Annotated in this window: 11 protein-coding genes, 1 pseudogene and 1 CRISPR repeat array; of the genes and pseudogenes, 8 read left to right on the top strand and 4 right to left on the bottom strand. The window is 48.4% G+C overall.

Features of this window, described 5'->3' with window-relative positions; genetic code table 11:
- Nucleotides 1-20 precede the first annotated feature (20 nt).
- Genes HRU69_07095 through HRU69_07105 form a run of 3 tightly spaced genes read left to right on the top strand, consistent with a single transcriptional unit; the run spans nt 21 to nt 2,783 of the window.
- Nucleotides 21-1,085, top strand: a complete 1,065-nt coding sequence (locus HRU69_07095; GenBank protein QOI97267.1) for a branched-chain amino acid aminotransferase — start codon at nt 21-23, stop codon at nt 1,083-1,085.
- A gap of 33 nt (nt 1,086-1,118) precedes the next feature.
- A complete protein-coding gene (locus tag HRU69_07100; protein ID QOI97268.1) occupies nt 1,119-1,604 on the top strand; it encodes a hypothetical protein in 486 nt (161 codons plus the stop codon).
- A gap of 3 nt (nt 1,605-1,607) precedes the next feature.
- Nucleotides 1,608-2,783 carry a class I SAM-dependent RNA methyltransferase gene (locus tag HRU69_07105; GenBank protein ID QOI97269.1) on the top strand — a complete coding sequence of 392 codons (1,176 nt, stop codon included), beginning with the start codon at nt 1,608-1,610 and terminating at the stop codon, nt 2,781-2,783.
- Here the strand turns inward: HRU69_07105 and HRU69_07110 are convergent.
- The gene (locus HRU69_07110) at nt 2,780-3,739 is read right to left on the bottom strand and encodes a hypothetical protein (GenBank protein ID QOI97270.1); all 960 of its coding nucleotides are present in this window, start codon (nt 3,737-3,739) and stop codon (nt 2,780-2,782) included. The two genes, HRU69_07105 and HRU69_07110, sit on opposite strands and share 4 nt — an antisense overlap.
- A gap of 109 nt (nt 3,740-3,848) precedes the next feature.
- Here HRU69_07110 and HRU69_07115 point away from each other — a divergent pair.
- From HRU69_07115 to HRU69_07125, 3 genes are all read left to right on the top strand, one after another.
- Nucleotides 3,849-4,944 (top strand): peptide chain release factor 2 gene (locus tag HRU69_07115; protein QOI97271.1). Its coding sequence is split into 2 segments (ribosomal slippage): nt 3,849-3,908 and nt 3,910-4,944, totalling 1,095 coding nucleotides; the frame shifts between segments, so codons are not numbered across the junction.
- Between the two features lie 63 nt (nt 4,945-5,007).
- Nucleotides 5,008-6,243, top strand: coding sequence for an MFS transporter (locus tag HRU69_07120; GenBank protein QOI97272.1), 1,236 nt, complete (start codon nt 5,008-5,010; stop codon nt 6,241-6,243).
- 3 nt (nt 6,244-6,246) lie between these two features.
- Nucleotides 6,247-6,951: a lysoplasmalogenase gene (locus HRU69_07125; protein ID QOI97273.1), complete on the top strand. Its 705-nt coding sequence runs from the start codon at nt 6,247-6,249 to the stop codon at nt 6,949-6,951.
- Here HRU69_07125 and HRU69_07130 read toward each other — a convergent pair whose 3' ends face one another.
- Nucleotides 6,952-7,764 (bottom strand): DUF2807 domain-containing protein, encoded by an 813-nt coding sequence (locus HRU69_07130; protein ID QOI97274.1) that lies wholly within the window; start codon nt 7,762-7,764, stop codon nt 6,952-6,954. It lies immediately after the preceding gene.
- Between the two features lie 104 nt (nt 7,765-7,868).
- Between HRU69_07130 and HRU69_07135 the strand changes: the two are divergent.
- Nucleotides 7,869-8,400 (top strand): annotated as a pseudogene (locus HRU69_07135) (YigZ family protein).
- 101 nt (nt 8,401-8,501) lie between these two features.
- Nucleotides 8,502-9,731: a TCR/Tet family MFS transporter gene (locus tag HRU69_07140; GenBank protein ID QOI97275.1), complete on the top strand. Its 1,230-nt coding sequence runs from the start codon at nt 8,502-8,504 to the stop codon at nt 9,729-9,731.
- Nucleotides 9,732-9,769: 38 nt separating this feature from the next.
- Nucleotides 9,770-11,190: direct repeats of the CRISPR family, unit length 36 nt; unit sequence GTTGTGATTTGCTTTCAGTAAACGATCTTTGACATG.
- Between the two features lie 93 nt (nt 11,191-11,283).
- Here the strand turns inward: HRU69_07140 and cas2 are convergent.
- Nucleotides 11,284-11,613, bottom strand: coding sequence for a CRISPR-associated endonuclease Cas2 (gene cas2 / locus HRU69_07145; GenBank protein QOI97276.1), 330 nt, complete (start codon nt 11,611-11,613; stop codon nt 11,284-11,286).
- Nucleotides 11,614-11,616: 3 nt separating this feature from the next.
- On the bottom strand, nt 11,617-12,549 hold the full coding sequence (gene cas1 / locus HRU69_07150; protein QOI97277.1) for a type II CRISPR-associated endonuclease Cas1: 933 nt from the start codon (nt 12,547-12,549) through the stop codon (nt 11,617-11,619).
- Between the last annotated feature and the right edge of the window lie 59 nt (nt 12,550-12,608).

Consider the following 12,608-nt stretch of genomic DNA (forward strand, 5'->3'; position numbering starts at 1 on the left):
AACCGCAAAACCCCTTAAAAATGGTCGCTACGCAGAACATCAGCATCCACCGTGTAAAGGAGTCGAGGCTGGCCGAAGTTGATTTTGCCAACATTCCCTTTGGCAAGATTTACACCGACCACATGTTTATGGCCGATTACCGCAACGGTGAATGGAAGAATTTCCGCATCGTTCCGTATGGCTATATGCCCATTAGCCCGGCAACCCCGGCCCTGCATTACGGCCAGGCTATTTTTGAGGGCATGAAGGCCTTTCGCGGACCCGATGGCGAAGCACTTGTATTTCGGCCGCACGATAACTGGATGCGCATGAACATTTCGGGCGAACGCATGTGCATGCCGCACATACCTGAAGAGCTGTTCATGGATAGTTTGATTGCATTAATTGATCTGGACCGCAACTGGATACCGGCTATTGATGGTTCATCGCTCTACATACGGCCGTTTATGTTTTCGGCCGATGAATACATCGGCATCAAGGCTTCATCCGATTTCACGTTTATGATCATTCTTTGTCCGGTTGGTGCGTATTATTCCACACCGGTGAAAGTACGGATTGAAACCCACTATACCCGCGCCATCGATGGCGGCACCGGTTACGCCAAAGCAGGCGGAAACTATGGGGGTGCCATTTACCCGGCCAAGCTGGCGCAGGATAAGGGCTACCATCAACTGATTTGGACCGATGGCAAGAACCATGAGTTTATTGAAGAATCCGGAACCATGAACGTGATGTTCGTGATAAACGATACGCTGGTAACTCCGGCATTAACCGATACCATTTTAGCAGGCATTACCCGCGACAGCGTGTTGAAACTTGCACGGCACTGGGGCTGGAAAGTTGAGGAGCGAAGAATTTCCGTTAAAGAGCTTATCGAAGGTCTGGAAAAGGGTACGGTAACCGAAGCGTTCGGTGCCGGCACGGCAGCTACCATCGCCCCGATTGAACTCATTGGTTATAACGATAAGGATTATTATTTACCTCCGGTAAGCGAGCGCAAATACTCCACACGCATCTTAAAAGAACTGGATAACATCAAGCGCGGCCTGGCCTCTGATCCGTTTAACTGGATTGTGAAGATGTAGCCGAATGCCTATTTTCGGGCAGTTCCGGTTTTAATGAAAGAGGTTAGTCTGATTTTCTTTCTGCTGTTGCCTTTGTGGGGTAGTGCTCAATACCGGTTGATTCTGCTGAAACGCGACAATACCATTTTTTCATTTAAAGAAGGCGATTACATCCGGTTTAAGCGTAAGGATCGGAATCACTTTACACGCGGATTTATTGCCGGCATTCATCAGGATTACTTCCGGATTGGCGAGGACACAACCTATACGCACCAGTTACAAAAAATTGATCTGACTGACCTGCCTAATTCCGGTTTTCGAACGGCATCCATTGGTAAGGGATTAATAGCTGCCGGCTTAATGATTTTTCTGGGTGATTTGGTAAACACCACTTTGGTTCGCGATGATCCGTACACCGTACACAGCGGGGTGTTGATTTCTTCCGCTTTGCTGGTTGGTGCAGGTACAGCTATGCAGGTTGTCAATAACGACTACTTTGTATTGGGCAGAAAGAAAAAGGCTGTGATTGTAGATTGGTAACTTATGGATGTAACCTCCAACCGTTCGCGCATCATCGTTACCTGTAACAGCCGCCTTTCGCCATGGCTGAAGCAGGAGATTGAAGAACTGGGTTTTGAACCAGCCCGCGTTTTTAAAACCGGTGTTGAGCTTCGCGGCACCATTAATGATTGCATCCGGCTTAACCTCAACCTGCGGTGTGCCAGCCAGGTGTTGTATTCATTGCGCGAGTTTCAGGCTAACCATCCTGATCATATTTATGAGCAGGTAAAAAAATTTCCATGGGAAGTCGTTATTCCGGCAGGCGGATTTTTTTCAGTAACCTGTAATGTAAATCATCCATCTGTAAACAACGAGTTGTTTGTTAATGTTAAGGTAAAGGATGCCATTGCCGACCGGTTCAGAGAAAAAACCGGCAAACGTCCGGATTCCGGGCCGGAACTTGATCACGTGGTTATTCACCTGTTCTGGAAGGAAAAATATGCCGAGTTGTTTCTCGATACATCCGGTCACACACTTTCAAAACACGGTTACCGTAAAATTCCGGGAAAGGCCCCGATGCTGGAAGCGCTTGCTGCTGCAACTATTCTTGCCGGTAAATGGAACAGAGTTTCGCCTTTCATCAACCCCATGTGTGGTTCGGGCACGCTGGCCATCGAAGCGGCCTTGCTGGCTGCCAATCGCAAACCCGGCTTGTACAGGAAAAATTATTCCTTTATGCACATTGTCGGGTATGATGAGGTTGTTTACCAAAATGAACTTCGTAAACTTCAGAACGCAATTAAAGTAATTCCTAATCTGAAAATAATAGCCACCGACATCAGTGGCGATGCCGTTGCGATTTCAAAAGTAAATGCTGCGCATGCAGGCGTTGAAAACCTGATCCATTTTGAACAATGCGATTTTGAGCAAACACCAATCCCGGAAGGGGAGGGTGGCGTGGTTTTTTTTAACCCCGAATATGGCGAGCGGCTGGGCGAGCAGGCAAAACTCGAAGGGACCTATAAACGTATCGGTGACTTTCTGAAACAAAAATGCCGGGGCTATACCGGTTATATTTTTACCGGTAACCCTGAGTTGGCAAAAAAAATCGGTTTACGCACAAGCCGCAGAATTGAGTTTTACTCGGCCAAACTCGATTGCCGGCTGCTGGAGTATGAATTGTATGAAGGCAGTATGAGGAACCGAAAGAGCAACTAACGTGCTTTCAACAACGTGCCTTTGTCATTCCAAATTGAAACTGAATTTTCCCAACCTCCGGTTACCAATAGATTATCGTTCCAATCAATTCCCCAGATGGCACCATAGCCGTTGTTGGCTGTAACCAGTAGTTTGCCGTTCAATGCCCAGATGCGAAGTGAATCGCTTGCTGTGGCAAGTTTGGTTCCATCTTTGTTCCATTCCATGCCACGGTAGGGCCCGTTACTACCGGTCATGGTAAGCACGTGTTCACCTTCTTCACTGAAGAATTTCAAATAAGAAGGTTCGGTTTCTCCTTCGTGGCCATAGTCACCTGTCGCGAAAAATTTTCCGGAAGGATGCCATCGGACACACAGGATGGCCTTGTTGATATTGCTAATCTTAACCGAACGTATTTCTTCACCTGTTTCGGTATCGAACAATCGAACGTCATTATCAGCAGCAGCAATAATGTTTTTGGCAGGGTGCCAGGAAACGGAGAAAAGACTCCTGCCTGATGGATGTTTGATGTCTCTGATCTTTTTTCCGTCAATCGAAAAAATGGTAATGAAACCATCTCTTCCTAAAGCAAGGTAGCTCCCATCCGGACTCCAATCGAGTCCCCGTCCGGCATATTTTCCCAATTCCATCAATTTGCCGGTTTCCATGTTCAAAAGTTGAAGTGTTTGTGTTTCCAACCTCCTGTTATGGGGATAAGCGCTAAATGCTAACAGATTTTGCGTAGGGTGCCAGGCAACGGCTGGAATTGTCATGCTGTCGAATGAAAGTGTTTTTACAACCGATAGATGAATTCCGTTAAGAATAACCAGTTTTCCGTTGTCGCCTCCTACGGCAATGTAGGTTCCATCTGTACTCCATCCGGCTGTCCACAGAAACCTAAATTCATGTTGAGCAGGAGGCTGCTTAATCGCACATGAAGCGGTTAGGGCAAGGAGTGTGAGTAGCGTTTTTTGCATTAAAATTGTTGATTGTGGATTCTATTTAGTAAGTCTGAAATGGCGAACGGAGTTATGAAGGTAAGAAGGAATTACTAAACCATTTATATTTGCCACATAACTACTAATCATGACCACCGAACAACTGAAAGATTTAAAAGGCCGCGTACAGGCTTTGAGGAGGTATCTTTGACTACGATCGCAAAATCGTTGAAGTAAAAGACGAGGAGGCTATTACCCACCAGGCCGATTTCTGGAATAACCCCAGGCAAGCCGAAACCACTTTAAAGAGTCTGCGCACCAAAAAGGTGTGGACGGATGCTTTTGAAAAGGTAAACAAGCTGCTTGAAGACCTTGATGTACTCCATGAGTTTCATGAAGCGGGTGATGTAGGAGAGGAAGAACTCGACCGTGAATACCAAAAAACGGCTAAGGCGGTGGAGGAGCTTGAGTTCAAAAAAATGCTGAGCCGCGAAGAAGACCAGCTCAGTGCCGTACTCGAAATTAACCCGGGTGCCGGTGGCACCGAGAGTAACGACTGGGCCGAGATGCTGAACCGCATGTACATTATGTGGGGTGAAAAAAACGGCTACAAGGTAACGCAGGTGGATTACCAGGCTGGTGAAGTGGCCGGCATCAAATCGGCTACGCTCGAAATTGAAGGACCGTTTGCCTACGGCAAACTCAAATCCGAAATCGGGGTGCACCGGCTGGTGCGCATCTCACCGTTTGATTCGAACCAGCGCAGGCACACCTCGTTTGCTTCGGTGTTTGTGTATCCAAAAGTAGATGACACCATAAATATTGAGGTGAACCCTGCTGATGTGGAAATCCAAACCTCCCGTTCGGGCGGTGCCGGTGGCCAGAATGTAAATAAAGTAGAAACAAAAGTGCAGCTTACGCACAAGCCTACCGGCATTGTTATCGTGTGCCAGGTGGAGCGTTCGCAGCACGCCAACCGCGAGCGCGCCATGCAAATGCTGAAATCAAAGTTGTACCAACTGGAACTGGAAAAGCGAAATGCCGAACGCGACAAGATTGAGGCGGGCAAAATGAAAATTGATTTCGGTTCGCAAATCCGGAATTACGTGCTGCATCCCTACAAACTGGTGAAGGATGCCCGCACCGGTGTGGAGCGCACCGATGCACAAAACGTGCTGGATGGCGATCTGGATGATTTTATAAAGGCGTATTTGCTGGAGTTGCAGGAGGGAGTAAAGAAGTAATATAATGCAAACCGGTTACCGGTGACTTGAAACCGGCACGTTCACGAATTATTGTAATTGAACTTGACTAAAAATTCGTCTAAACAAAAAGTTTACACCCGCCAGTTCTGGCTGCTTTGCCTCAGTTCGCTGTTGTTCTTTGCCAGCTTTAACATGCTTATACCCGAACTGCCCGCGTACCTGAGCAGCCTGGGCGGAGCCGAATACAAAGGCCTCATCATTTCGCTGTTTACCATTACCGCCATGCTCTCGCGTCCGTTCAGTGGAAAAATTGCCGATAAAGTCGGGCGTATTCCGGTAATGGTCATCGGCACATCCGTCTGTTTTATCAGCAGTTTGTTGTACCCGGTTGTTTCAAGTGTGGCAGGCTTTTTACTGCTTCGGCTGGTGCATGGCTTTTCAACAGGCTTTACACCCACCGGATTAACCGCCTACCTTTCTGACATCATACCGGCTCAGAAGCGCGGAGAAGCCATGGGTTTACTTGGTACGGCCGGCACAGTGGGCATGGCGGCCGGTCCGGCCATTGGTGGGGCGGTGGCCAACAACCTGGGGCTGAACTTCATGTTTTATACCTCATCCGGCTTTGCCATCGTCTCCATTTTGATACTGATGGGCATTAAAGAAACACTGCAACAACGCAATCGCTTCACACACGAGGTATTAAAAATTCACAAACGCGATTTATTCGAGCCACGGGTGCTGGTTACGTGCATTGTGATGGTACTTACTGCCTATTCATACGGAACGGTTTATACCGTCATCCCCGACTTTGGCGAATTTGTGGGCATCCGTAATAAAGGGTTGCTGTTTACTTTTTTAACGGTAGCGTCCCTCTCGGTACGGTTAATAGCCGGTAAGGCTTCCGACTATTACGGCAGGCGTAACGTGCTGATTTTTTCAACCGGCCTGGCGGTGGTGGCTATGGTGCTCCTCGGCTTTGGCAGTACACCACGCGACCTGATGATTGGCGTTACACTTTATGGTTTTGCTCAAGGCATTACTTCGCCAACGCTGTTTGCCTGGGCAACTGACTTGAGCGATGAGAAACACAAAGGCCGGGGCATTTCGAGCCTGTATATTTTTATGGAGATGGGCATAGGCGTGGGTGCTTTTGCTTCAGGATGGATTTACGGTAACCGGTCAGAAAACTTTATCACTACGTTTGTAATCTGTGCTGTGCTGGCGGGCCTGGCTTTTTTATATCTGGTTACACTGCGTAAACCAACCGTTGCGCCCCAACCTGTTTCGGTTACCAATCCTTCCGAAAGTGTAGGAAGTGAATTAGATCAATTATAACCTATGAAAAGATATTTCCTGAGCCTGTTTCTTTTAGCCGGTGGCGCAGAACTTTACTCCACGCTTACCGGTGCCTCGTTGGTTCACCGGTTTGCCAAGCCGTTTTTGCTGCTCACGCTGATTGGCTACTATGTGTTTTCGCGTGCCGGTCAGCCGTTGGCCATTACCTTTTTACTCGCACTTTTTTTCAGTTGGGCAGGCGATGTGTTGCTGATGTTTCAGCAGGAGGATGCTTCGTTTTTTATCTACGGCCTGGCCGCCTTTCTGCTGGCCCATGTGCTGTTTATTTTTTCGTACCGGCAGCACCGGTGGGAGGATGAAACCAATACATTACAAGGTTTGCAACGGGTGCGCTTTGCCTTTCCGTTAATACTTTCCGGCAGCGGACTGGTGGTGATTCTTTACCCTTATTTGGGTGATATGAAATGGCCGGTTTTAGTTTACGCGTTAGTGATAACGCTGATGAGCATCCAGGCTCTGTTTCGCTATGGCCGCACCGGCCAGGGGAGTTTTGTAATGGTGTTTGGCGGCTCTATCCTGTTTATGATTTCCGACTCCCTGCTGGCCATCAATAAATTTATTGAATCACTTCCCCTTGCCGATTTCTGGATTATGCTAACCTACATAGCTGCACAACTGCTTATTGTGCAGGGAATAATTATTCATACTGAAAAATCCCCCCTTGAGGGGGGACAACGGGGGGTGTAGTTACATAGTTAACTTCTTTACCGATCCGCTGCCGCTGCTGTGTGCATTTACATGTGCAGGATTGCCGCGGTAACGAACATCACCGCTGCCCGATATTTTGGCATCCAGTTCATCTTTCACATTGATCTCGACCGAGCCGGAGCCGGATATGCGCACCCGGCATTTACTGGTTTCCAGGTCGGCCGCCAGTACTTTGCCCGAACCGGAAATATCCACATCCACACCCGAGGATTTGCCACTGGCAACTGCCTTACCCGATCCGGAAATTTCAAAAGCCGCGTTACCGGAAACAGCAGCATTCATTTCGATTTTTCCGGAGCCGCTGATGTCGCCAGTAAATGAGGCAAGGCTACCCCTCACAATCATATCACCTGATCCGCTCACATTGACTTCGGTATCGCCTGCATCGGTTTCGACTTTCAGCGAGCCCGAACCACTAACACTGAGTTTTAAAGCGTTGCACCGGATGCGGTTTTCAACAATCATATCGCCTGAGCCGCTAACACTCAGGCCTTCAATATCTTTAACCGTTATGTACGCGTTTATTCTGTCGGTATCGGTCCAGTTCCAGTTAAACCATTTTTCCTTCGAGCGGATAACCAGTTTGTTGCCTTCCACCCGTACTTCCACTTTGTCGATGGCGTCACGGGTGCCTTCCAGTTCAACTTTTTGTGTATTACCCTGGCGCACATAGGCTTTGCCCGGAACCCCAAACCCGATTTTGGTAAAGGCAGGTACCGTTACCGTTTCGCGTTGCTGTGCGGCCAGCGGTAAAGAAATGAGCAAGAGGAAGAAAATGGTAAGGTTTTTCATGGCGATAATCGTTTATGCATCTACAGACTACCCGGCACTGCCGTAGGTTGCACGTCAGCCTGATTTTACTTTTCTTAAAACGCTGAACGTCATTTCTTCGTTACGTGCCTGAATTGTCATTTTTTACCATTAAAGAACCCGCGCAGGGTGTTTACCGCGAAAGTGGCAGCAAATTTCTCGCTTTTGCCTATCCTGTAAAAGGATGAAGTGCAGATTAAGGAAAAACTGGAAAACCTGAAAAAAGAATATTCCGATGCCCGTCTCCATTGCTACGCCTGGGTGCTGGGCGCTGAAAAAGATCGGTTTCGGGCGTTTGATGATGGCGAACCCGGCCATTCGGCAGGCGACCCGATTTTGGGGCAGATCCGGTCGCGTAATCTCTCCAATGTACTTGTGGTGGTGGTTCGGTATTTTGGAGGGATTAAACTGGGTGTGGGTAGGTTGATAGCGGCTTATCGTGCGGCTGCCGCGCAGGCCCTGGATAATGCTACCCGTGTGGATATGGAGGTAATGCGGAGATTCAGGCTTAAATATCCCTACCAACAAACTGCTGACATCATGCGGAAGGTAAAACAGGTACGTGCCCGTGTTATTGCGCAGCGGCATGAAACCGATTGCCTGTTGGAATTGAAATAGCTTTTTGTGATGCAGGCCGGTTTATGGAGCAGGACAAACGTTTAATGCATAAGCATGTTGAAGTGGAAGAAATTCCGTTAACTTGAAATAAATTTTTTTCCATGCCACTATCCCGGAAGCCCGCCCTCGGCTTCATTTTCGTTACGCTGTTAATTGATGTAACCGGCTGGGGCATCATCATCCCGGTAATGCCCCGGCTCATCCAGGAACTTTCGGGTGGTTCGTTAAGCGAGGCCTCGAAATACGGGGGCTGGCTGATATCGACTTATGCCATTATGCAGTTTGCCTGTGCGCCCATCGTGGGTGCGTTGAGCGATCGGTTTGGCCGCAGGCCGGTGCTGCTGGCTTCTCTATTTGGTTTTGGTATTGATTACCTGTTTCTGGCATTTGCTCCCACGCTGGGCTGGTTGTTTGTGGGCCGTGCTATTGCCGGCATTATGGGCGCCAGTTTCACCACGGCAGGTGCCTACATTGCCGACATCAGCACACCGGAAAAGCGATCGCAGAATTTCGGCATGATTGGTGCTGCCTTCGGGCTGGGCTTTATCATCGGGCCGGTAATTGGCGGATTGCTGGGCGGCCTTGGTACGCGGGTGCCTTTTTTAGTTACCGCGGGCTTAACCTTCCTTAACTGGCTGTATGGTTTCTTCATTTTACCGGAGTCGCTCCAACCCGAAAACCGCAGGGCGTTCAGCTGGCAGCGCGCCAACCCATTGGGTACGCTTAGGAGTTTATTCCGTTTTCCGGTTATCAGAGGGTTGTTCGTAGCGCTGGCTTTCCTCTACATTGCGGCACACGCAGTACAAAGCAACTGGTCGTACTACACGATAGAAAAGTTTGGGTGGAAGGAATCCGATATAGGCATATCGCTTGGGGTTGTCGGTTTTGTGTATGCCATTGTTTCGGGGTGGCTTATCCGGTTGATCATCCCGGCCCTGGGCCAGCAACGCAGCGTGTACGTTGGCCTGGGCTTGCAGGCAGCTGGTTTTATTTTATATGCCGCGTCTTCGCAGGGCTGGATGATGTATGCCTTTACGGTGGTGTACTGCTTGGGCGGCATTGCCGGCCCTGCTTTGCAGGGCATTATGTCATCCATTATACCGCCCAACGAGCAGGGCGAACTGCAGGGCGGCTTCACCAGCCTGATGAGTTTGTGTTCCATCATCGGGCCGTTTGTAATGAACAGCGTATTGTTTGCCTGGTTTACCGGGCCCGGGGCACCGGTTTATCTGCCGGAAGTGGCGATGGTGTTTGGTGCCCTGCTGGCGGTTATCAGCACGGTGTTGGCGCGGAGGAGTTTGAAGCGCAGCGCCAGCCCCACAGATGCCTGAAAGCAAATCACAACGCTCCATTGAAAATGGAGGTACGCGTTGTGATTTGCTTTCAGTAAACGATCTTTGACATGGAACGAGGAGAAATCAAACCGGTTCTTGAGGTTGTGATTTGCTTTCAGTAAACGATCTTTGACATGAGCCACAACCGGGGCAATTCAGCTGGCGGTGTTGTGATTTGCTTTCAGTAAACGATCTTTGACATGAGTACTAACATTTTTACCAATCCAACCTAAGTTGTGATTTGCTTTCAGTAAACGATCTTTGACATGTAAGCCAAGAGGAATTTATCCAAGCAATAAGTTGTGATTTGCTTTCAGTAAACGATCTTTGACATGTCGTGCCGAGAGCTTGAGTACAACCGAGTGGTTGTGATTTGCTTTCAGTAAACGATCTTTGACATGGCAGACTCATTAGCCTTGAATTATGAGTTGGTTGTGATTTGCTTTCAGTAAACGATCTTTGACATGAAGCACGTCAAACGGGTTAGGCGTAGAGCCGTTGTGATTTGCTTTCAGTAAACGATCTTTGACATGTGCAACGATCATTTATACGAAGCCTTTATAGTTGTGATTTGCTTTCAGTAAACGATCTTTGACATGAATTCATTGCAGCCATTGCAGCCCTAAACAGTTGTGATTTGCTTTCAGTAAACGATCTTTGACATGTGTAATATCTCTGGTACCTCATAGCCAGCAGTTGTGATTTGCTTTCAGTAAACGATCTTTGACATGGACCGCATTGCGATCAATTCGGAAGCAAGGGTTGTGATTTGCTTTCAGTAAACGATCTTTGACATGTGATCTTTCGTTAGTCGTGGTTGGTACTAAGTTGTGATTTGCTTTCAGTAAACGATCTTTGACATGGTTCGGGTTTAGTCCATTCGTGCCCGCGTGGTTGTGATTTGCTTTCAGTAAACGATCTTTGACATGAACGGGAGCAGCCGTTGTCACAACTTTTAAGTTGTGATTTGCTTTCAGTAAACGATCTTTGACATGGTTGCCGCGCTATCCGTTCCTGTTGTTGGGTTGTGATTTGCTTTCAGTAAACGATCTTTGACATGTGACAGCGATGGCGGTTTGCCATTCATAAGGTTGTGATTTGCTTTCAGTAAACGATCTTTGACATGTATCCTTCCTGTGGATACTTTTAACATCAAGTTGTGATTTGCTTTCAGTAAACGATCTTTGACATGTTGATTTTCTGTTATATGTTTCAATAGTTTGTTGTGATTTGCTTTCAGTAAACGATCTTTGACATGGAAAAAGTGTTTATAATCTGATTCGTATTAGTTGTGATTTGCTTTCAGTAAACGATCTTTGACATGGTTCTCGCGGTTGGCGTTGCGGTCTTCCTTGTTGTGATTTGCTTTCAGTAAACGATCTTTGACATGCGATTGTTTCGAAGGCAAAAGCGAAGAGAGGTTGTGATTTGCTTTCAGTAAACGATCTTTGACATGTCATTTATAGCAAGCCTGCTGTAAACCAGCCGGTTGCAGCCGGTTAAGGATTTAAAAAATGGCCTGTCGCATGTCGAAGAAGCCTCCGTGGCCTCAGAAAAGCTCAAGCTGCTGGGGTACCGGGGGCTTTTCTTTTTCTTCTTTTCCATAAAAAATCTGCATCATGCCGAACTGCTTGTCGGTAATCTTTAATATACCCACATGCCCCTTAGGCGGCAAGTTTTTTTTGATGCGTTTAATGTGTACCTCGGCATTCTCCATGCTGGGGCAGTGGCGCAGGTAGGCGCTGAACTGAAACATGCTGAAACCGTCTTTCATCATCTTCTTCCGGAAGTCGGCATAGTTTTTCCGGTCCTGCTTGGTTTCGGTGGGTAAATCAAAAAGCACCATAATCCACATAACGCGGTATTCGTTCAGGCGCATGGCTTACGGCAGTTCGGGGTATACTATCTTTTTGGCGTTGCCGCCAAAGCAGCGGGCCAGCGAGGCCGTGGTGTGCTGGGCGGCCACCATCAGCGGGCTGCGTTCACCGTTCAGTATCACATCCACCGAAGCAAGGGCCAGCAGTTTCTTTTTTACATCGGGCGAAAGCTGGCTGTAGTCACCGCCCTGAGCAACCAACCCTTTTACCAGCGCATCGGCAAACGGGCGGTAAGGTTCCATCACATCATCGGCCAGGCAATAATGGTTGTACTGGTTGTGGTGGTGGATGCCCAGCGTGGGCAGCAGGCCCGAGCCCACCAGGCTGCGGGCAATAATGGCGCGCAGGATGGCATAGGCATAGTTTAGCAAATTGTTTGGCGGCAGGCCTTCGCGTTCGCGTTTGAAGTTGGGTACTTCGGGGAAAAGATTTTTCCAGTAGTAGGTGGCTGCGCGGGCTTCGAGGTTTTCGGTATCGCCCGAAAGTACATCCCTGCTCCACTTCATCAGGTTGCCCGCTTCGATGCCGTGGCGCTGAAGCAGCAGCGCCTGGTTTTTGATTTTGGCTTTTACGGTTTGTTGCCATAATTGTTTAAGCAGGGGTTGGGAGGCGTTTATTTGATCACTAAACCGGGACGCCTGCAGCGTATGGCCTGAGAGGTTAAGCATAAGCCCGGTAGGCAGGTGGGTGTTATCGCAGGTAATGAAGGCCACATTATTGTTCAGCAGTTTGGCCATGAGGGCCTGCGATATAATGATTTGCGGGTGGTCAAGGATGACCACGCCAACGTCTTCAATGGGTATGGTAGCCTGGGCTTCTTTTTTAAAGGCTTCGGGCAGGGTAGGGTTCTTTTCCACCTCGGGAAGGCGCACCACCAGCTGCTCGAGGTGGGTACTCAGGTAGGCCGGGTTGCCGAAGTAGAGAGTGCGTTTGATCATGGCCGGCAAAAGACATACTGAATGTAACCCAATACCGAGAAAATCCAAAATCGTATTTT

It is taken from the genome of Flammeovirgaceae bacterium, from assembly GCA_015180985.1.
Taxonomy (GTDB): Bacteria; Bacteroidota; Bacteroidia; order Cytophagales; family Cyclobacteriaceae; genus UBA2336.

Coding starts and splice junctions, on each gene's coding strand:
- HRU69_07095 (QOI97267.1), top strand. CDS start 21: ATGGTCGCTACGCAGAACATCAGCATCCACCGTGTAAAGGAGTCGAGG.
- HRU69_07100 (QOI97268.1), top strand. CDS start 1,119: ATGAAAGAGGTTAGTCTGATTTTCTTTCTGCTGTTGCCTTTGTGGGGT.
- HRU69_07105 (QOI97269.1), top strand. CDS start 1,608: ATGGATGTAACCTCCAACCGTTCGCGCATCATCGTTACCTGTAACAGC.
- HRU69_07110 (QOI97270.1), bottom strand. CDS start 3,739: ATGCAAAAAACGCTACTCACACTCCTTGCCCTAACCGCTTCATGTGCG.
- HRU69_07125 (QOI97273.1), top strand. CDS start 6,247: ATGAAAAGATATTTCCTGAGCCTGTTTCTTTTAGCCGGTGGCGCAGAA.
- HRU69_07130 (QOI97274.1), bottom strand. CDS start 7,764: ATGAAAAACCTTACCATTTTCTTCCTCTTGCTCATTTCTTTACCGCTG.
- HRU69_07140 (QOI97275.1), top strand. CDS start 8,502: ATGCCACTATCCCGGAAGCCCGCCCTCGGCTTCATTTTCGTTACGCTG.
- cas2 (QOI97276.1), bottom strand. CDS start 11,613: ATGCGCCTGAACGAATACCGCGTTATGTGGATTATGGTGCTTTTTGAT.
- cas1 (QOI97277.1), bottom strand. CDS start 12,549: ATGATCAAACGCACTCTCTACTTCGGCAACCCGGCCTACCTGAGTACC.